At 71.6% G+C, this 19735-nt stretch carries 16 protein-coding genes; 12 read left to right on the forward strand and 4 right to left on the reverse strand.

What is annotated here, in order from left to right; translation table 11 throughout:
• Positions 1 to 4: 4 nt before the first annotated feature.
• From M3T53_RS08015 to M3T53_RS08045, 7 genes are all read left to right on the forward strand, one after another.
• Positions 5 to 1300 (forward strand): thymidine phosphorylase, encoded by a 1296-nt coding sequence (locus M3T53_RS08015; RefSeq protein ID WP_272433980.1) that lies wholly within the window; start codon positions 5 to 7, stop codon positions 1298 to 1300.
• A gap of 104 nt (positions 1301 to 1404) precedes the next feature.
• Positions 1405 to 2352 (forward strand): sugar-binding transcriptional regulator, encoded by a 948-nt coding sequence (locus M3T53_RS08020; RefSeq protein ID WP_272433981.1) that lies wholly within the window; start codon positions 1405 to 1407, stop codon positions 2350 to 2352.
• Positions 2353 to 2494: 142 nt separating this feature from the next.
• Entirely contained in the window at positions 2495 to 3202 is a 708-nt protein-coding gene (gene deoD, locus M3T53_RS08025) for a purine-nucleoside phosphorylase (RefSeq protein ID WP_272433982.1), read from the forward strand.
• Positions 3203 to 3211: 9 nt separating this feature from the next.
• Entirely contained in the window at positions 3212 to 3865 is a 654-nt protein-coding gene (gene deoC / locus M3T53_RS08030) for a deoxyribose-phosphate aldolase (protein WP_272433983.1), read from the forward strand.
• Positions 3865 to 5544 carry a phospho-sugar mutase gene (locus M3T53_RS08035; RefSeq protein WP_272433984.1) on the forward strand — a complete coding sequence of 560 codons (1680 nt, stop codon included), beginning with the start codon at positions 3865 to 3867 and terminating at the stop codon, positions 5542 to 5544. The genes deoC and M3T53_RS08035 overlap by 1 nt, the downstream gene beginning before the upstream one ends.
• Positions 5545 to 6049: 505 nt before the next feature.
• Positions 6050 to 6421, forward strand: coding sequence for a cupin domain-containing protein (locus M3T53_RS08040; RefSeq protein ID WP_272433985.1), 372 nt, complete (start codon positions 6050 to 6052; stop codon positions 6419 to 6421).
• The gene (locus M3T53_RS08045; RefSeq protein WP_272433986.1) at positions 6421 to 6903 is read left to right on the forward strand and encodes a DUF456 domain-containing protein; all 483 of its coding nucleotides are present in this window, start codon (positions 6421 to 6423) and stop codon (positions 6901 to 6903) included. Before M3T53_RS08040 ends, M3T53_RS08045 begins: the two co-directional genes overlap by 1 nt.
• A gap of 34 nt (positions 6904 to 6937) precedes the next feature.
• Here the strand turns inward: M3T53_RS08045 and M3T53_RS08050 are convergent, their stop codons facing one another.
• The 4 genes from M3T53_RS08050 to pta all read right to left on the reverse strand — a co-directional run bounded on the left by M3T53_RS08050 (position 6938) and on the right by pta (position 12298).
• Positions 6938 to 7309 (reverse strand): hypothetical protein, encoded by a 372-nt coding sequence (locus tag M3T53_RS08050; protein WP_272433987.1) that lies wholly within the window; start codon positions 7307 to 7309, stop codon positions 6938 to 6940.
• Positions 7306 to 9420 (reverse strand): NAD(+) synthase, encoded by a 2115-nt coding sequence (locus M3T53_RS08055; protein ID WP_272433988.1) that lies wholly within the window; start codon positions 9418 to 9420, stop codon positions 7306 to 7308. Before M3T53_RS08055 ends, M3T53_RS08050 begins: the two co-directional genes overlap by 4 nt.
• Positions 9421 to 9528: 108 nt before the next feature.
• Positions 9529 to 10722 carry an acetate/propionate family kinase gene (locus M3T53_RS08060; RefSeq protein WP_272433989.1) on the reverse strand — a complete coding sequence of 398 codons (1194 nt, stop codon included), beginning with the start codon at positions 10720 to 10722 and terminating at the stop codon, positions 9529 to 9531.
• Between the two features lie 76 nt (positions 10723 to 10798).
• Positions 10799 to 12298, reverse strand: a complete 1500-nt coding sequence (gene pta / locus M3T53_RS08065) for a phosphate acetyltransferase (RefSeq protein ID WP_272433990.1) — start codon at positions 12296 to 12298, stop codon at positions 10799 to 10801.
• A 126-nt stretch (positions 12299 to 12424) separates the two neighbouring features.
• On the opposite strand from pta, the gene M3T53_RS08070 reads away from it, so the two are divergent.
• The 5 genes from M3T53_RS08070 to pgi all read left to right on the forward strand — a co-directional run bounded on the left by M3T53_RS08070 (position 12425) and on the right by pgi (position 19701).
• The gene (locus M3T53_RS08070) at positions 12425 to 12718 is read left to right on the forward strand and encodes a DUF3017 domain-containing protein (RefSeq protein ID WP_272433991.1); all 294 of its coding nucleotides are present in this window, start codon (positions 12425 to 12427) and stop codon (positions 12716 to 12718) included.
• A 113-nt stretch (positions 12719 to 12831) separates the two neighbouring features.
• Positions 12832 to 14049 (forward strand): NADP-dependent isocitrate dehydrogenase, encoded by a 1218-nt coding sequence (locus M3T53_RS08075; protein WP_272433992.1) that lies wholly within the window; start codon positions 12832 to 12834, stop codon positions 14047 to 14049.
• A gap of 174 nt (positions 14050 to 14223) precedes the next feature.
• A complete protein-coding gene (locus tag M3T53_RS08080; protein WP_272433993.1) occupies positions 14224 to 15555 on the forward strand; it encodes a dicarboxylate/amino acid:cation symporter in 1332 nt (443 codons plus the stop codon).
• A 153-nt stretch (positions 15556 to 15708) separates the two neighbouring features.
• Positions 15709 to 17985: a 6-phosphofructokinase gene (locus M3T53_RS08085; protein ID WP_272433994.1), complete on the forward strand. Its 2277-nt coding sequence runs from the start codon at positions 15709 to 15711 to the stop codon at positions 17983 to 17985.
• A gap of 39 nt (positions 17986 to 18024) precedes the next feature.
• Positions 18025 to 19701 carry a glucose-6-phosphate isomerase gene (gene pgi / locus M3T53_RS08090; RefSeq protein ID WP_272433995.1) on the forward strand — a complete coding sequence of 559 codons (1677 nt, stop codon included), beginning with the start codon at positions 18025 to 18027 and terminating at the stop codon, positions 19699 to 19701.
• Positions 19702 to 19735: the final 34 nt, after the last annotated feature.

Here is a 19735-nt window from a genome sequence, read left to right on the forward strand (position 1 = left end):
GACAATGACGGCATTCGACGCGGTCGACGTCATCCGCACGAAGCGCGACGGGGGGACCCTGTCGCGCGAGCAGATCGACTGGGTGATCGACGCCTACACGCGCGGGAGCGTCGGCGACGAGCAGATGGCGGCCCTCGCGATGGCGGTCTTCCTGCGGGGGATGACCCGCACCGAGATCGTCCAGTGGACCGATGCGATGATCCGCTCCGGCGAGCGCATGGACTTCGGGTCCATCGGCCGGCCCACCGCCGACAAGCACTCGACCGGCGGGGTGGGCGACAAGATCACCCTGCCCCTGGCCCCCCTCGTCGCCAGTTTCGGCGTCGCCGTCCCGCAACTGTCGGGCCGGGGGCTCGGGCACACCGGCGGCACCCTCGACAAGCTCGAGTCGATCCCCGGGTGGAGGGCCGATCTGACGAACGAGGAGATCCTCTCCCAGCTCGGCTCGGGCTGCGGGGCGGTGATCTGCGCGGCGGGGGCCGGCCTGGCGCCCGCCGACAAGAAGCTCTACGCGCTGCGCGACATTACCTCGACCGTCGACTGCATCCCGCTCATCGCCTCGTCGATCATGTCGAAGAAGATCGCCGAGGGGACCGGTTCCCTCGTCCTGGACGTCAAGGTCGGCTCGGGGGCGTTCATGAAGGACGTGGACTCGGCGCGCGAGCTGGCCCGGGCGATGGTCGACCTGGGCGCGGACGCGGGGGTCGAGACCGTCGCGCTCCTCACCGACATGTCGACCCCCCTGGGCCTGACGGTCGGCAACGCGCTGGAGGTCGCCGAGTCCGTCGAGGTCCTCGCCGGCGGGGGCCCGGCGGACGTCGTCGAGCTGACGGTCGCGCTGGCCCGCAAGATGCTCGAGATGGCCGGGCGGCCCGATGCCGACGTGGAGGAGGCCCTCAAGGACGGCCGGGCGATGGACGTGTGGAGGGAGATGATCCGCCAGCAGGGCGGTGATCCGGACGCTCCGCTGCCGACGTCCGCCCTGACCCATACGGTCGTCGCCGAGGGCGATGGCGTGCTGCGCACGCTCGACGCGCTCGCCGTGGGCGTCGCTTCGTGGCGCCTGGGCGCCGGGAGGGCCGTCAAGTCCGATCCGGTCCAGGCCGGCGCGGGCATCGAGATCCATGCGAAGCCGGGCGACGCGGTGCGTCGCGGGCAGCCGCTGCTCACCCTGCACACCGACGACGAGTGGCGCATCCCCCGGGCGCTGGAGGCGCTGGCCGGGGGGATCGAGATCGGCGCCGAGGCGGTGGCCGCGCGCGGGGTGGTCCTCGACGAGGTCGTCGCCGACCGGGGCTGATCCCGGTCGATCGGCGGGATCGAGCGCTGGATCGTATACTTCGGATTTGGCGCCCCGGGATCGCACCGCCCGGGGCGTGTTCGACTGATCGGCAGGAGGCCGCGGTGGACAGGCGAGATGAACAGGCCGTAACCGCTGTCAAACTGTATTTCGAGCGGGGGCTCAGTCAGGCCGAGGTCGCCGCCGAGATGGGGCTGTCGCGCCCGACGGTCGCCAAGCTGATCCAGCGCGGCAAGGACGCGGGCTATGTCACCGTCGAGATCCACGACCCCCGGGAGACCTCGTCGCAGTTGGCCGATCGGCTCGTCGAGCGGTTCGGCCTGGCGGAGGCGCGGGTCGTCCACATGCTCGTGTCGAACGATCATGAGCTCCTCGACGAGTTGGGGCGCGCGGGGGCGGATCTGGTGACCGGCCAGGTGCGCGACGGGATGAGGGTGGGCGTGTCGTGGGGGCGGACGATGAACGCCCTGGCGTCGCATCTGCCTCACACCGCTCGACACGACGTCGAAATCGTCCAGCTCAAGGGCGGCTCGTCCTACTCCGATCATGCGACGAACGACTTCGAGGTCATGAGGGCCTTCTGCGCGGCCTTCAACGCGACGGCGTGCTACTTGCCGTTGCCGGTGATCTTCCAGGACGTGCGGACTCTGCGGATCGTCGAGAGGGATCCGCATATCGAGCAGATCCTGCGGGCCGGCCGACAGGCGGACGTCGTCGTCTTCACGGTCGGGGCGATGGGGCGCGAGAGCCTGCTGATGAATCTCGGTCATCTGGGGGAGGAGGATATCGAGATGCTCCTGGCGCGCTCCGTGGGCGACGCCTGCTCGCGGTTCTTCACCTCGGATGGGCGGATCGCCGTTCCGCAGATCGACGAGAGGACCGCGGGGATCTCGCTGGCGGATCTGGCGTCGAGGCCGGTGCGGATCCTCATCGCCGGCGGGCAGCGCAAGACGGCGGCCCTGCGCACGGCCCTGAGGATCGGGTTGGCGACGCATCTCGTCGTCGATGAGAAGACGGCGCTGTCCCTCCTGACGGGGGCGTCCGGCGACTGATGGGAGAGCCGGAGGGAGGGATCCACCGGCGAGAACATTTGACAATTTAATGATTGACATTTGATCCATTAGTGGGATAGCCTGGGGCGCAAGGGGCGACGGAGCCCCCGATCCGACTACGCCCGTAATCAGTGGAGCAGATATGAAGACAACGCCTCACATCGACCCCCAGGCCCCCATCGCCCCGACGATCCTCCTGCCCGGCGACCCCCTGCGCGCCCAGTTCATCGCCGAGACCTACCTCGACGACGCCCAGCAGTTCAACTCCGTGCGCAACATGCTCGGCTTCACCGGCACCTACCAGGGGACCCCCGTCTCCGTCATGGGATCGGGCATGGGCATCCCCTCGATCTCCCTGTACGCGTGGGAGCTCATCCACGTCTTCGGATGCACCAAGCTCATCCGCATCGGCACCTGCGGCGCCATGCAGGAGGGTATCAACCTCTACGACGTCGTCATCGCCCAGGCCGCCTGCTCGAACTCGGCGTTCATGGACCAGTACGACCTGCCCGGCACCTACGCGCCCATCGGCTCCTACCGCCTCATCGAGGCCGTCCGCGAGCGCGCCAAGGCCGCCGGCGTCACCACCCACGTCGGCAACATCCTGTCCTCCGACACCTTCTACAACGCCATCCCCGACTTCAACGAGCGCTGGCAGAAGATGGGGATCATGGCCGTCGAGATGGAATCCGCCGGCCTGTACGCCACCGCCGCCCACGCCGGGGTCGAGGCCCTCGGCATGTTCACCGTCTCCGACTCCCTCGTCACCGGGGAGGCCACCACCGCCGCGGAGCGCCAGACGGCCTTCACCCAGATGATGGAACTCGCCCTGCCCCTCGCTCAGATCTAAGGAGCCAGAATGAACCGAACCGATGTCGCCCGCATGATCGACTACACCCTCCTCAAGCCCGAGGCCACGAGCGCCGACGTCGCCGCTCTCGTCGCCCAGGGCGCCGAACTGGGCACCTACTCCGTGTGCGTCTCCCCGTCGATGCTCCCCCTCGACGCGCCCGAGGCTCTCAAGGTCGCCTGCGTCGTCGGATTCCCCTCCGGCGCCGTCAAGCCCGAGATCAAGGCCGCCGAGGCCGCTCGCGCCGTCGCCGACGGCGCCGACGAGATCGACATGGTCATCGACCTCGCCCTCGTCAAGGAGGGGCGTGTCGACGACCTCGAAGCCGAGATCCGCGCCGTCCGCGACGCGGTGCCCGCCCCGCGGGTCCTCAAGGTCATCATCGAGTCCGCCGCGCTCACCGACGACGAGATCGTCGCGGCCTGCCGCGCCTCGCAGGCCGCCGGTGCCGACTTCGTCAAGACCTCCACCGGATTCCACCCCGCCGGCGGCGCCAGCGCCCACGCCGTCGCCCTCATGCGCGCGACCGTCGGACCCGACATGGGGGTCAAGGCCTCCGGCGGCATCCGCGACGCCCAGGCGGCCGTCGCGATGATCGAGGCCGGGGCCTCCCGTCTCGGCGTCTCCGCCACCGTCGCCATCCTCGACGGGCTGGAGGACTGATGACCGACGAACTCCTCGATCGCGCCCAGCACTGGGCCGACCACGACCCCGACGAGCGCACCCGAGCTGCCCTGACCGCCTCCATCGAGGCCGCCCGCGCCGGCGATTCCGGCGCCCTCGACGAGATCCGGGCCGCGATGGCCGGCCCCCTCGAATTCGGCACCGCCGGCCTGCGCGGGAGGATCGGCCCCGGGGAGTCGCGGATGAACCTCGCCGTCGTCATCCGGGCGACCGCGGGACTGTGCGCCTTCCTCGCGAAGGCGACCGACCGCGCCCCGCGCGTCGTCATCGGCTGCGACGCCCGTCACGGCTCCGTTGACTTCGCGCGCGCCGCCGCCCGCGTCGTCTCCGCCGCCGGCGGCACCGCCCTCGTCCTGCCCGAGCGCAACCCGACGCCGCTGACCGCGTTCGCCGTGCGCCGCTTCGACGCGGACGCGGGCATTATGGTCACCGCCTCGCACAACCCCGCCCAGGACAACGGCTACAAGGTCTACCTCGGCGGCACCGTCGTCACCGACGCCGGCCAGGGCGCCCAGATCGTCCCGCCCTACGACGCCGACATCGCCACGGCCATCGCCGCCGCGCCCCCCGCCGACCAGGTCCCCCAGGACTCGGCCCATATCGAGCGGATCGACCCGCGCGACGACTACGTTGCCGCGGCCGCCGCCCTCGCCCCCGACGCCCCCGCGAAAGCCGATCTGGCGATCACCTTCACCGCCATGCACGGCGTCGGCGCGACCCTGCTCGAGCGCGCCCTGCGGGAGGCCGGGTTCACCCGCATCCACTCCGTCGCCGAGCAGGCCGAGCCCGACCCGGACTTCCCGACCGTCTCCTTCCCGAACCCGGAGGAGCCCGGCGCCCTCGACCTGGCGATGGCCCAGGCCGGCGCCAACGGGTCCGACCTCATCATCGCCGTCGACCCCGACGCCGACCGCTGCGCCCTCGCCGTCCCCGACGCCTCGGCGGACACCGGCTGGCGCCAGCTCTCCGGCGACGAGATCGGCTCGCTCCTGGGCGAGTACCTCGCGGCCGACGCCCCCGACGGCTCCGTCCTGGCCAACTCCATCGTCTCGAGCCGGCTCCTCGAGCGGATCGCCCGCGGGCACGGCCTCGACTACCGCCACACCCTCACCGGCTTCAAGTGGATCGCCCGCACCCCGGGCCTGCGCTTCGGCTACGAGGAGGCCATCGGCTTCTGCCCGGACCCGGCGTGCGTGCGCGACAAGGACGGGATCGCCACCGCGGTCGTCGCCGCCTCCCTCTTCGCCGGCCTCAAGGCCGAGGGCCGCACCGGCCTCGACGAGCTCGAGCGGATCGCCCGCGCCTACGGGCTCTACATGACGGCTCCGCTGACCTTCCGGGTCGACAGCCTCGACCTCATCGCCGAGGGCATGGAGCGCCTGCGCAACAATCCGCCCCAGTCGCTCGCCGGCTCGCCGGTCGCCTCCGTCACCGACCTGTCGAACGGCTGGGACGGCCTGCCCGGCACCGACGCGATCATGGTCGTCACCGAGGCCGACGACCGAGTCATCGCCCGGCCGTCCGGCACCGAGCCGAAGCTCAAGTGCTACCTCGAGGTCGTCCTGCCCGTCGAGGACGGCGCCCCCGTCCCGTGGGACGAGGCTCGCGCCCGCCTCGACGCCATCGCAGCGGAGTTCGGACCGGCGATCGGCATCTGACCCCTGCGCGAGACCGTGATCGCGGCGCCACCGGTGCTCACACATCGGCGACCGCGATCGCCACGAATGCGGCCCGTATCAGCGGAATCACCCTCCGCCGATACGGGCCGCGGCCTTCGCGGGAAGGCCACGGCCCCATCGACGAGGCGCCGACGGGGCGGCGCCGCGAGGGCCGGCGGGTCGGGGCCCACGCGACTGGACTCGGCCCGGCGGGGACGCGCGCCGCAGGAGAGCCCCGACCGGGAACCGCCCCGAGGACGAGCCGGCCGGGACGACCCCGTCCTGACGGGAGCGTCTCGCCCACGTAGGATGATCGAGCGCAGAACCCACCCCCGCGGAGGCGCCGTGACCCCCGACCTCGCACGCAGAGCCGCCCGAACCGATCGGGCGCGCCCGTCCTCCTCCGCGCCGATGGCGCGCCGCGCCTCGTCCCCGAGCTCCCCGCTCCCGCCGTCATCACGGTGACTCGCGCACCGGCGACCTCGCCCCTAGGAAAGGAAAACCCATGTCCCCGTCGACCGACTCCCAGGCCGGCGCGCCCGCGCCCGTCATGACCGACCTCGCCGATCTGGCCTCGATGGTCCAGATCAACGACCGGGCCACCGTCTCGACCACCGTCATGCGCGCCGAGGGCGTGCGCCTCGTCCTCTTCAGCTTCGACACCGACGAGCTCTTGAGCGAGCACACCGCCGCCATGCCCGTCATCCTCCAGGCCCTCGAAGGGGCCCTGGAGATCACCGCCGACGGGCGCACCGTCGTCCTGCGCCCCGGCGACGTCATCCACTTCGGGACGCGCCTGCCGCACGCCGTGCGCGCCCTGGAGCCCTCCAAGCTCGCCCTGTACATGCTCGACCGGCGCGAGAAGCCCGTCGGCTGATGGGAACGACCGGAACGGTCCTCGTCGGCCTGGCGATCCTCGTCGGCGTCGTCGGCGCCGTCGTCCAGGTGATCCCCTCGGCGATCATCATCATCGGCGCCCTCCTCGTCTGGGCGATCGCGTGGAACACCGCGACCGCGTGGATCATCTTCACCCTCGCCGCCCTCGTCCTCGTCCTCGCGGCCGTCGTCAAGTACCTCGTGCCGGCCAAAAAGCTCAGCGGCTCCGACATCCCCCGCTCGACCCTCGTCGCGGGCGTCGCCGGGGGCGTCGTCGGTTGGTTCGTCGGGCTGCCCGTCGGACTGGTCCTCGGCTTCATCGCGACGATCTACGTCCTCGAATGGCGCCGCCTGCGCGCCGCCGACGCCGCCTGGGCGTCGACCCTCGCGGCCCTGCGGGCCGTCGGCCTGTCGATCCTCATCGAGGTCGTCGCCGCCCTGACCGCCGCGACGATCTGGGGCGTCGGACTCCTCCTCGTCTGACCGGCCGACGCCCCCGCGGGGCGGATCGGCCGGGTCAGCGCCCCCGTCGGCGCACGGCCGACACCGCGGCCGCCGAGGCGACCAGGCGCAGGGCCACCGTCACGACGAGCCCGGCGACGGCGATCACCCGGAGGAATGAGTGCCCCTCCTGAACCCCCATCGTCAGCCCCGCGGCGAGGGCGCCGATGCCGTGGACGGCCGCGACCCCGGCCGCCATCGCGAGGAGGGGCCATGCGGCCCGATGCCCATCGCGCCACGCGCCCTCGGAGGCCAGGAGCTCGGCCCGTCGAATCCCCGTGCGCGCTCCCGTCTTCAGGGCACCGGAGCGCGCACGGGCGGCCGTCGACCCCAGGACGATGGCGAGGACGGCGAAGACCAGGGCGACGACGACGGCGAACGCGTTCATCGGGGGGCCTGCTCGTCCCGGGCGGGGACGCCCGAGCCCGGGACGCCGGCGACCGCGGCCTCCAGCTCGTCGATCCACGCCTGCCCGGACGCGTCGGACGGCATCCGCCAGTCCCCGCGCGGCGACAGGGACCCGCCGGCCATGACCTTCGGGCCGTTGGGCAGGGCCGAGCGCTTGAACTGCTGGGAGAAGAACCGGCGCAGGAAGAGCGTCTCCCAGCGGACGATCTCGTCGAGTCCGTAGGCGACGCGCTCGTCGACCGGGAATCCCGGCGGCCAGGCGCCCGCCTCGACGTCCGACCACGCGCGCTCGGCGAGGAAGGCGATCCTCGACGGCCGGCAGCCGCGCCGCAGGAGGTGGAAGAGCGTGAAGTCCTGGAGGTTGTAGGGGCCGATGACGTCCTGCGTCGACTGCATGGGGCGCCCGTCGCCGGCCGGGACGAGCTCGGGGGAGATCTCGGTGGCGAGGATCGATTCGAGGACCCGCCCGGTGGCCGCCGGGAACTGGTCGGAGGCGGCGACCCAGCGGATCAGGTGCTGGATCATCGTCTTGGGGATGCCGGCGTTGACGCCGTAGTGGCTCATCTGGTCGCCGACGCCGTAGGTGCACCAGCCCAGCGCCAGCTCGGACAGGTCCCCGGTGCCCAGGACGATGCCGCCGTGGTGGTTCGCCAGGCGGAAGAGGTAGTCGGTGCGCAGCCCGGCTTGGACGTTCTCGAAGGTCACGTCGTAGGCGTCCTCGCCGTCGGCGTAGGGGTGGCCCATGTCGGCGAGCATCTGACGGGCCGCCGGGGTGATGTCGATGGTCTCGCAGGGGATCCCCAGGGACTCGCACAGGGCCAGGGCGTTGGTCTTCGTGCGGTCGCTCGTGGCGAATCCGGGGAGCGTGTAGGCGAGGACGTCGCCGCGCGGGCGGCCGAGGACGTCCATCGCCCGGGCGGCGACGATCAGGGCATGGGTCGAGTCGAGGCCGCCGGACACGCCGATGACGACTGTCGGCTCGCCGATCGAGCGCAGGCGCTGGACGAGGCCCGAGACCTGGATCGAGTACGCCTCGTAGCAGTCCTGGGCGAGGCGCCGGGGGTCGTCGGGGACGAAGGGGAAGCGGTCGACGGCGCGCATGAGGCCCAGGTCGGCGCGCGGCGGCTCGAGGACGGTGGTCGCGCGGGCCACGGCGCGCGGGCCCGGGGCGGGGCCCAGGAGGGGGGCGACGGCGTCCGCGTTGTCCTGGAAGGAGCCCTGACGGATCCGCTCGGAGACGAGGCGATCGAGGTCGACGTCGGCGAGGACGATCCTCGGGCCGTCGGCGAAGCGCTCGCCCTCGGCGAGCAGGTCGCCGGCCTCGTAGATCATCGTCTGCCCGTCCCAGGCCAGGTCGGTCGTCGACTCGCCCGAGCCGGCCGCGCAGTACAGGTAGGCGGCGTTCAGGCGGGCGGAGGCCGACCGCACGTGGAGGCGCCGGTCCTCGGCGCGCCCGACGGTGGCGGGGGAGGCCGACAGGTTGACGAGGACGGTGGCCCCGGCCAGCGCGGCCAGGGAGGAGGGGGGCACGGGCACCCACATGTCCTCGCACACCTCGGGGGAGACGACGAGGCCGGGAACGTCCTCGACGTCGACGGCGACGGGGCCGAAGGGGACGGGGCCGGGGGAGCCGGTCCACCGGGAGGCGTCGATGGTCGCGGGGGCGGCGGGGCCGGCGGTCGAGAAGTGGCGCTTCTCGTAGAACTCGCCGTAGTCGGCGAGGTGCTGCTTGGGGGTGACGGCCAGGACCCGGCCCCGGTGGATCGTCACCGCGCAGTTGAAGACCCGGTTCGCGTGGCGCACGGGGGCGCCGACGACGAGGATCGGCAGGAGGGCCCGCGAGTCGGCGACGATCCGTGCGAGGGCCGCGTCGGATTCGTCGAGGAGGAGGGCGGATCCGAAGAGGTCGTCGAGGGAGTACCCGCAGACGCTGAGCTCGGGGAACGCGATGAGGGCGGCCCCGGCCTCGTGGGCACGGCGGGCGGCGGCGAGGATCTCGTCGGCGTTGCGCCCGGGGAGGGCCGGGTGGACGGGGATCGTCGCGACGGCGACGCGCGCGAAGCCCTGGTCGTAGAGCGAGCGGAAGTTCAACGGTCCTCCTGGGATCGGCGGTTGGGGCCCTTGTGCCCGGCGGGCGGGGGATGCGCAGCGCCCGACCGGCACGGGACCGGTCGGGCGCTGGACGCGACGGGACCGGGGTCAGACGAGGGTGAGGGCCTGTCGGGCGATGGCGAGCTCCTCGTTCGTGGGGACGACCATCACCCGGACGGTGGAGTCGTCGGTCGAGATCGTCCGGGCCTCGTCCGAGCGGGCGGCGTTCGCGTCGGCGTCGATGGAGACGCCGAAGGGGGCAAGGCGCTCGCACACCTCGCGGCGCAGGTCGGCGTCGTTCTCCCCGATGCCCGCGGTGAAGGTCAGGACGTCCAGGCCGCCGAGCTCGGCCGTGTACGAGCCGATGTACTTGACGATGCGGGTGACGACGATGTCGAGGGCGAGGCGGGCGCGGTCGCGCTCGGCGCCCTTGGGGCCCTCGGCCATCAGGCGCACGGCCCGCATGTCGTTGTTCCCGGTCAGGCCCTTGAGCCCGGACTTCTTGTTGAAGAGGTCGTCGAGCTCGTCGACGAGCATTCCGCCCTGGCGGCGCAGGTGGAAGACGACGGCCGGATCGATGTCGCCCGTGCGGGTGCCCATGACGAGTCCTTCGAGGGGCGTCAGACCCATCGAGGTGTCGATCGCGCGGCCCGCGTCGACGGCGGACACGGAGGCGCCGTTGCCGAGGTGGAGGACGATCTGACGCAGGTCGGAACGGCCGAGGAGCTCGCCGACGCGGGTCGAGACGAACTGGTGGGAGGTGCCGTGGGCGCCGTAGCGGCGCACGGAGAACTTCTCCGCGGTCGCGCGGTCGAGCGCGTAGGTCGCGGTCGCCTCGGGCAGCTGGCGGAAGAACGCGGTGTCGAAGACGGCGACGTGGGGGATGTCGCTCATGAGCTCGCGGGCGACGTCGATGCCCTTGAGGTGGGCGGGGTTGTGCAGGGGGGCGAGGGCGCACAGCTCCTGGATGAGGCCCCGGACCTCGTCGGTGATGAGCGCGGGCCCGTCGAAGTACTTGCCCCCCTGGACGATGCGGTGGCCGACGGCGACGACGTGGGATTCGGCCAGGTTCGGGCCGACCTCGTCGAAGAGGCGCAGGACCTCGCGCATCCCGGCCTCGTGATCGGCGACCGGCTCGTGGAGGTCGACGATCGCGTCGCCGTACTTGTGCTGGATGTGCCCCTCGGACTCCCCGATCTTCTCGACGAGGCCCTTGGCGATGCCGTCGCCGGTGGCCGGGTCGATGAGCTGGTACTTGATGGAGGAGGAGCCGGAGTTGATGACGAGGACGGTCTGGGACACGGGGATCGGCCTTTCGGGGTCGTATCTGGGGGAAGGGGCGAGGGCGGGCCGGGGCGCGCGACCCCGGCCCCGGCCCTCAGCCCTGGGCCTGGACGGCGGTCAGGGCGACGGTGTTGACGATGTCCTCGACGAGGGCGCCGCGGGACAGGTCGTTGACGGGCTTGTTGAGGCCCTGGAGGACGGGGCCGACGGCGACGGCGCCGGAGGAGCGCTGAACCGCCTTGTAGCCGATGTTGCCGGCTTCGAGCGAGGGGAAGACGAAGACGGTGGCCTGACCGGCGACGGGCGAGTCCGGGAGCTTGGTGGCGGCGACCGACGGGTCGACGGCGGCGTCGAACTGGATCGGGCCCTCGACGGCCAGGTCGGGCGCCTTCTCGCGCAGGATCCTCGTGGCCTCGACGACGGCGTCGACGTCGGGGCCGGAGCCGGACGAGCCGGTCGAGTAGGAGAGCATGGCGACCTTCGGGTCGACGCCGAAGCGGGCGGCGGTGGCCGCCGAGGAGATCGCGATGTCGGCGAGCTGCTCGGGGGTCGGGTTCGGGTTGACGGCGCAATCGCCGAAGGCCCACACCCGGTCCTTCATCAGCATGAGGAAGATCGACGAGACGATGGACACGCCGGGAGCGGTCTTGATGATCTGGAAGGAGGGGACGATCGTGTGGGCGGTCGTGTGGGCGGCGCCCGAGACCATGCCGTCGGCGTCCCCCATGTGGACCATCATCGTGCCGAAGTAGGACACGTCGGCGACGGTGTCGCGCGCCTGCTCGAGGGTGACGCCCTTCTTCTCGCGCAGGCGGGCGAACTCGGCGGCGTACTTCTCGCGCAGCTCGGGGTCGTCGACGGAGACGACGCGGGCGGCCGACACGTCGACGCCGAGCTCGGCGGCGCGAGCCGCGATCCGGGACTCGTCGCCGACGAGGATGACATCGGCGATCCGCCGGGCGATGACCTCGGCGGCGGCCAGGAGGACGCGGTCGTCCTCGGGCTCGGGAAGGACGATGCGCTTGCGGTCGGCGCGCGCCCGGTCGATGAGGTCGGCCTGGAAGGACTCCGGGGTGACGGCGGCGGGGGCGGGGGAGTCGACGAGGGCGTCGACGGCGGCCCCGTCCAGGGGCAGGGGCAGGACGAGGGCGTCGCCCGCGATCGCCGAGGCGTGGGCGGCGGGCAGGACGACGGCGCAGATCTCGGCCTGGTGGGCGGCGGCGCGCGTGCGGGCGACGAGGACCTCCTCGGCGAGGAGCTCGGCGTCGACCCCGTCGGCGTCGAGGACGAGGACGACGCCGGCGCGGGCGCTCGCGGCGAGATCGAGGTCCCAGCCCAGGGCGTCGAAGGTGCGCGCGTCGGCCTCGTCGACCCCGTCGACGAGCACGTAGTCCGCGTCCTCGGCGCGCACGGCCTCGAGGGCCGCGGCGAGGGCGCCCGTCGGATTCGCGGCGGCGGCCTGGGGGGTCGTTCCGGCGAAGGCGCCGAGGCGGGCCAGGGAGCCGCGAGAGGCCAGGGCCTCGGCGAGGGCGTCGCGGACCGCGGCGGCGGTGTCGGACGATCCGGGTCCTACGACGATGTAGCGGGAAGTCACAAGAGCTCCTTCGTTCAGGTCCGTGCGGCCCGCGTCGAACCGCGTGCACATCCTATCGCCGTTCGGCTCGGTCCCGGCCCGCGCGGAGGCGGTGGCCGGGTGTGCGATCGCGCTAGTCTGAGTGACGTGCTCCACCCAGACGACCCCTCGGCCCGCGGCCGCGCCGCCGGCCTCGTCGCGCTCGCGGCCGCCCTGGGCGGCCTGGGAGTCCTCGTCGGCCTCATCGCGACGGATCATCCCCACCGGGCCGTCCACGTCCTCGTCGCGGTCCTCGCGCTTTTGGCGCTCCTGCGCCTGTGGATCCCCGGCAGGCCGTGGTTCTCCTCCCGGAACCGGTGGGCCGATGCTGCGGTTCTGGGCGGCGTCGCGCTGGCGATCTGGTACTTGGCGCCGTTCACCGCGACCGTCGGGATCGGCTGAGACCCGCCCTCGTGCGGGAACAGCCCACCGAAGTATCTCGATGTCGAGTAATCTGGGGGGCAGGGGAGGCCCGGGCGCACGGCCCGGACCCGCTACGGCCCGCGGGAGGGGATATGGCGCTGATTTCAGTGAAAGGACCCGTCGTCGAACTCGATGGGGACGAGATGACGCGGATCATCTGGCAGTTCATCAAGGAGCGGTTGATCCACCCGTACCTCGACGTCGACCTGCGCTACTACGACCTGTCGGTGACCCACCGGGACGCCACCGACGACCAGGTGACCATCGATGCCGCGCATGCGATCAAGGAGCACGGCGTCGGCATCAAATGCGCGACCATCACCCCCGATGAGGCTCGCGTCGAGGAGTTCGGGCTCAAGAAGATGTGGAAGAGCCCCAACGGGACCATCCGCAACATCCTCGGCGGCGTGATCTTCCGCGAGCCGATCATCATCTCGAACATCCCCCGCCTCGTCCCCGGGTGGACCAAGCCCATCGTCGTCGGCCGCCACGCCTTCGGCGACCAGTACCGCGCGACCGACTTCGCCGTGCCCGGGCCGGGGACCATCACCCTGACCTACACGCCCGACGACGGGTCGGCCCCCATCGAGCACGAGGTCGTGCGCATCCCCGAGGGCGGGGGAGTGGCCATGGGCATGTACAACTTCACCCAGTCGATCATCGACTTCGCCCGCGCCTCGTTCTCCTACGGGCTCTCGCGCGGCTACCCCGTCTACCTGTCGACGAAGAACACGATCCTCAAGGCCTACGACGGCGCCTTCAAGGACATCTTCCAGGACGTCTACGACCGCGAGTTCAAAGCGGACTTCGAGGCCGCGGGGTTGACCTACGAGCACCGCCTCATCGACGACATGGTCGCCTCCTCCCTCAAGTGGGAGGGCGGCTACGTGTGGGCCTGCAAGAACTACGACGGCGACGTCCAGTCCGACACCGTCGCCCAGGGCTTCGGGTCCCTCGGGCTGATGACCTCCGTCCTCGTCACCCCCGACGGGCGGACGATGGAGGCGGAGGCCGCCCACGGCACCGTCACCCGCCACTACCGGCGCCACCAGGCGGGGGAGCCGACCTCGACGAACCCCATCGCGTCGATCTTCGCGTGGACCAGGGGACTGGCCCACCGCGGCGCCCTCGACTCGACCCCCGAGGTCGTCGGCTTCGCGCGCGCCCTCGAGGACACGGTGATCCGCACCGTCGAATCCGGCCGGATGACGAAGGACCTCGCGCGCCTGGTCGGCCCCGACCAGGAGTGGCTGACGACCGAGCAGTTCCTCGCCGCCCTCGACGAGAACCTCGCCCGGGCCCTCGCCTGAGACGAACGGGAGGGGGCGGCGGGGGAGGCCCCGCCGCCCCCGATTCCTGCGTCTGCCCCCTCGAATAACAGCGGGCGAACGGCGGTATTCCGCCATGTGGGAGGAGATGCGGACGGGTCCTCCCGTGGGGCACTCTGTCCGCGTTCTACCGGCCCCAGTCAGCAAGGCAGGCATATGCGCACGTTCCTCCGCAACTCCGGCATCCTCGTATGGGTCCTCACGGCGATCGTCCTCGCCCTCGTCCTCGGGTCCATCACCATCGGCGGGAACCACCTGATCCCCGTCGGAGTCGGGCGCGTCTTCGCGACCTTCTCCGACCTGTTCAGCCAGTTCCTCTCCTTCTCGATCCCCCTGATCATCATCGGCCTGGTCACTCCGGCCATCGCCGACCTCGGACGGGGCGCGGGCCGCTGGCTGGCGATCACCGCGGCCATCGCCTACGGATCGACCCTCTTCGCCGGATTCCTCACCTACGCGGTGTGCGCCGCCGTATTCCCCCGGATCCTCGACGCCTCCTCCCTCAGCGACGTCGCCGAGCCCGGGTCGGCGCTGACCTCCTACTTCAGCGTCGAGATGCCCGCGGCCGTCCCCGTGATGACCGCGCTCCTCCTCTCCTTCGTCATCGGCATCGGCCTGTCGATGGTGCCCCGCGGCGTCCTGCGCAAGGGCTCCATCGAGTTCCGCGCGATCATCACGCGCCTCATCGAGACGATCATCATCCCGCTCCTGCCCCTGCACATCTTCGGCATCTTCCTCAACCTCACCTACACCGGCGAGGCTTGGTCGATCATGCACACCCTCGTGCGCGTCGTCGTCGTTGTCCTCCTCCTCGAGGTCGTCATCCTCGGCGCCCAATACCTCCTGGCCGGCGCCGTCGCCGGCGTCAACCCCCTCACCGCCATCGCGACGATGATGCCCGCCTACCTCACCGCCCTGGGCACCTCCTCGTCGGCCGCGACGATCCCCGTCACCCTGCGCCAGGCGAAGAAGAACGGCGTGTCCGACGCCGTCGCCTCCTTCACCGTCCCCCTGTGCGCGACGATCCATCTGGCCGGGTCCACCTCGAAGATCTTCGCCTTCGCCTTCGCGATCGTCCTCACCCAGGGGATCCCGGTCGGCCCGATCCAGTGGGTCGGCTTCATCTTCATGCTCGGCATCACCATGGTCGCCGCCCCGGGAGTCCCCGGCGGGGCGATCGTCGCCGCCACCGGCATCCTGTCGTCGATGCTCGGCTTCGACGACGCCCAGGTCGCCCTGATGATCGCGACCTACATCGCCCTCGACTCCTTCGGCACCGCCACCAACGTCACCGGCGACGGCGCGATCGCGCTCATCGTCGACCGGATGACCGGGGGCCGCCTCGGCGACGAGGGGGACCCCCGCAACGCCCAGGAGCTGTCCTTCGACGGGATGAAGTACCTCGACCGCGTCTCGGTCGAGGGCGTCGTCAGCCCCGAGGAGCTCGCCGAGTCCGCGGCGCGCAACGGCGCCGACGCCTCCGCCTGATCCCGGGGGCCGCCTCCTCGCGGGCCCGGGGCGCCTGCCCGTCGGGGCCGTCGCCGGACGGCGCCCCGGCCCCCGGCCCGCCCCCGCCCGTCCTAGACTGGACGCGACTCGCGCGCCCGCGAGCCGCACCCGAGGGAAACGGAGCAATCCGGCATGGAAACCGCTGAGCAGACCGCCGTCGACCTGCGCCTGGGCGTCCTCACCTCCGGGGGAGACGCCCAGGGGATGAACGCCGCCGTCCGAGCCGTCGTGCGCACCGCCCTGGCGATGGGGGCCCAGCCCTACGCGATCCTCGAGGGATGGGCCGGGGCGGTCAGCGGCGGCGACGCCATCAAGCGGATGGGCTGGTCGGACGTCTCGAGCATCCTCGCCGAGGGCGGCACCGTCATCGGAACCGCCCGGTGCCCCGAGTTCCGCGACTACGAGGGCCGCCACGCCGCCGCCCTCCACCTCGTCGAGCGCGGCATCGACCGCCTCGTCGTCATCGGCGGCGACGGATCCCTGTCGGGCACCGACGAGTTCCGCGGCGAATGGGCCCAGCACATCGCCGAGCTCGTCGACGAGGGCGCCATCTCCCCCGAGACGGCCGCCGCCCACCCCGACCTCGTCGTCGTCGGCCTCGTCGGCTCCATCGACAACGACATGGTCGGCACCGACATGACGATCGGCGCCGACACCGCCCTCCACCGCATCGTCGACGCCATCGACCAGCTGACGAGCACCGCGGCCTCCCACCAGAGGACCTTCGTCGTCGAGGTCATGGGCCGCCACTGCGGCTACCTCCCCCTCATGGCGGCCGTCGCCGGCGGCGCCGACTACGTCTTCACCCCCGAGGACCCCGCCGGGCCCGACTGGCCCGACGACCTCGCCGAGCACCTGCGCCTCGGGCGCGAGGCGGGGCGGCGCGAGTCGATCGTCCTCGTCGCCGAGGGGGCCACCGACCGCGACGGCACTCTCCTGACGACCCAGCTCATCGCCGACACCATCAAGGAACGCACCGGCGAGGACGCCCGCGTGACGATCCTCGGCCACGTCCAGCGCGGCGGCGCCCCCTCCGCCTACGACCGCTGGATGTCGACGATCCTCGGCTTCGCCGCCGCCCAGGAGGTCCTCACCCGCACCGGCGACGACGCCCCGTGCATCCTCGGCGTCCGGCACAACCGGATCACCCGCATCCCCCTGATGACGGCCGTCCGGAACACCCGCGCCGTCAAGGACCTCGTCGCCGCCGGCGACTACGCCGCCGCCCAGGCCTCGCGCGGGCGCTCCTTCACGATGATGGTCGGCATCAACGAGATCCTCTCGACTCCTCCCCAACTGGCCCCCGACCCGACGGGCTCCCCCCGCAGGATCGCCGTCCTCCACGCCGGCGGGCTCGCCCCCGGGATGAACACCGCAGCCAGGGCCGCCGTCCGCCTGGGCATCGCCCGGGGCTGGACGATGCTCGGCGTCGACGGCTCCTGGAAGGGCCTGGCCGACAGCGCGGTCCGCGAGCTCACCTGGGCCGACGTCGAGGGGTGGGCGTTCAAGGGCGGCGCCGAGCTCGGCACTCGCAGGGACATTCCCGAGGTCGAGGAGTTCTACGCGCTGGGCAGGGCCATCGAGCGCAACTCCATCGACGCGCTCCTCGTCATCGGCGGGCTCAACGCCTACCTCGCGGTCAAGGCGATGATGACCGAGCGGGACCGCTACCCCGCGTTCCGCATCCCCATCGTCCTCGTCCCCGCGAGCATCGACAACAACCTGCCCGGATCGGAGCTGGCGATCGGCGCCGACACCGCCCTGAACAACGCCGTCTGGGCGCTCGACCGGATCAAGGAGTCGGCCGCCGCCACCCGCCGGTGCTTCGTCGCCGAGGTCATGGGCCGGCGCTGCGGCTACCTCACGCTGATGTCGGCCCTCGCCTCGGGCGCCGAGTACGCCTACCTCAACGAGGACGACATCGACCTGGAGGATATCGTGCGCGACACGCGGACGATGTCGACGAGCTTCGACCGGGGGCGCCGCCTCTTCCTCGTCCTCGTCAACGAGGCCGTCTCGAAATTCTACGACCGGGGGTTCCTCGCCTCGGTCTTCGAGGCCGAGGCCGACGGCAAGTACGACGTGCGCCACTCCGCCCTCGGCCACCTCCAGCAGGGCGGGGCTCCCAGCCCCTTCGACCGGCTGCTCGCCACGCGCCTGGCCAATCGGGCCCTCGAGCACATCCAGAACCAGTTCACCCGCGGCGAGTCCGAGGGTGTCTACATCGGGCAGGTCGGCAACCGGATCGAGGCCCGGCTCGTCAAGAACATGTTCGAGGACCTCGACATCCGCAACCGGCGCCCCTTCTCCCAGTGGTGGCACGAGCTGACCCCGATCCACCGGGTCGTGTCGATCCAGGGCGAAGAGCCGGTGACCGCCCGCATCCGAATCGCGGACGCCCAGGCGTGACGGGTAGTCTGCAGGCCGTTGACGACGACAGGAGATGACATGACCGACATCGTGGTGACCGACCCGACGAAGACCCCCGCGTGGGAGGCCCTCGACGCGCGCGCCGAGGACTTCGACCCCGATCTGCGCGCCTGGTTCGCCCAGGACCCGGGCCGCGCCGACGCCTGGACGCGTCGGGCCGCCGACCTGCACGTCGACCTGTCGAAGAACCTCGTCGATGCGGCGGTCCTCGACGACCTCCTCGCCCTCGCCGAGCAGACCGGCGTCCTCGATCTGCGCGATCGGATGTACGCCGGCGAGCGCATCAACGTCACCGAGGACCGCTCGGTCCTCCACACCGCCCTGCGCCGACCGGCCTCCGACAGCCTCGTCGTCGACGGGAGGGACGCGGTGGCCGACGTCCACGCCGAGCTGACGCGCCTGTACGACTTCGCCGAGCGCGTGAGGTCGGGGGAGTGGACCGGCGTCACCGGCAAGCCCGTGCGCACGATCGTCAACATCGGCATCGGCGGCTCCGACCTCGGGCCCGTCATGGCCTACGAGGCCCTGGCCCCCTTCGTCGCCGACGGCCTCGAGTGCCGCTTCATCTCGAACATCGACCCGACCGACGCGGGAGAGACGACGAAGGGCCTGGATCCGGAGACGACCCTCGTCATCGTCGCCTCCAAGACCTTCACGACCCTGGAGACGATCACGAACGCCACGGTCGTGCGCGAGTGGTTCCTCTCGGCGCTGCGCGAGCGCGGGCTGGCCGGCGACGAGGCCTCCACCCGGGAGGCGATCGCCAAGCACTTCGTCGCCGTGTCGACGGCCCTCGACCGGGTCGCCGAGTTCGGCATCGACCCGGCCAACGCCTTCGGGTTCTGGAACTGGGTCGGCGGGCGCTACTCGGTGGACTCCGCGGTGGGCGCGGCCCTGGCCATCGCCATCGGCCCCGATGGATTCTCCGACTTCCTCGGCGGGTTCCACGCGATGGACCGCCATTTCGCCGAGGCCGCCCCCGCCGAGAACGTCCCCCTGATCATGGGCCTCCTCAACGTCTGGTACTCGAACTTCCTGGGGGCGGACACGCACGCGGTCCTGCCGTACTCCCAGTACCTCCACCGCTTCCCCGCCTACCTCCAGCAGTTGACGATGGAGTCGAACGGCAAGTCGGTGCGCCGCGACGGCGCCCCGGTGACCTACGAGACGGGGGAGATCTTCTGGGGCGAGCCGGGGACCAATGGCCAGCACGCGTTCTACCAGCTCATCCATCAGGGGACGCGCATGGTCCCGGCGGACTTCATCGCCTTCGCGAATCCGGCGTGGCCGTTGGCCGACGGGGAGTCGGACATGCACGAGCTGTTCCTGTCGAACTTCTTCGCCCAGACGAAGGCCCTGGCGTTCGGCAAGACCTCCGACGAGGTCCGGGCCGAGGGCACGGACGAGGCGATCGTGCCGGCGCGGGTGTTCACGGGCAATCGCCCGACGACGTCGATCATGGCGCCGTCGTTGACGCCGAGGGTGCTCGGCGAGCTCATCGCCCTGTACGAGCACATCACTTTCGTCCAGGGCGCCGTGTGGGGCATCGATTCCTTCGACCAGTGGGGCGTGGAGCTGGGCAAGGTCCTCGCCAAGCAGATCCTCCCGGCGATCGAGGGGGATGAGGAGGCGCTGGCCTCGCAGGATGCGTCGACTCGTGGGCTCATCGAGTACTACCGGGCGAATCGGGTGTGATCGTCGCGCGGATCGCGCGCGGGGGCCGCTCCTT

The sequence above is a fragment of the Actinomyces sp. B33 genome, assembly GCF_028437565.1.
GTDB lineage: Bacteria > Actinomycetota > Actinomycetes > Actinomycetales > Actinomycetaceae > Pauljensenia.

Coding starts and splice junctions, on each gene's coding strand:
- M3T53_RS08015 (WP_272433980.1), top strand. CDS start 5: ATGACGGCATTCGACGCGGTCGACGTCATCCGCACGAAGCGCGACGGG.
- deoD (WP_272433982.1), top strand. CDS start 2,495: ATGAAGACAACGCCTCACATCGACCCCCAGGCCCCCATCGCCCCGACG.
- deoC (WP_272433983.1), top strand. CDS start 3,212: ATGAACCGAACCGATGTCGCCCGCATGATCGACTACACCCTCCTCAAG.
- M3T53_RS08035 (WP_272433984.1), top strand. CDS start 3,865: ATGACCGACGAACTCCTCGATCGCGCCCAGCACTGGGCCGACCACGAC.
- M3T53_RS08040 (WP_272433985.1), top strand. CDS start 6,050: ATGTCCCCGTCGACCGACTCCCAGGCCGGCGCGCCCGCGCCCGTCATG.
- M3T53_RS08045 (WP_272433986.1), top strand. CDS start 6,421: ATGGGAACGACCGGAACGGTCCTCGTCGGCCTGGCGATCCTCGTCGGC.
- M3T53_RS08050 (WP_272433987.1), bottom strand. CDS start 7,309: ATGAACGCGTTCGCCGTCGTCGTCGCCCTGGTCTTCGCCGTCCTCGCC.
- M3T53_RS08075 (WP_272433992.1), top strand. CDS start 12,832: ATGGCGCTGATTTCAGTGAAAGGACCCGTCGTCGAACTCGATGGGGAC.
- M3T53_RS08080 (WP_272433993.1), top strand. CDS start 14,224: ATGCGCACGTTCCTCCGCAACTCCGGCATCCTCGTATGGGTCCTCACG.
- M3T53_RS08085 (WP_272433994.1), top strand. CDS start 15,709: ATGGAAACCGCTGAGCAGACCGCCGTCGACCTGCGCCTGGGCGTCCTC.
- pgi (WP_272433995.1), top strand. CDS start 18,025: ATGACCGACATCGTGGTGACCGACCCGACGAAGACCCCCGCGTGGGAG.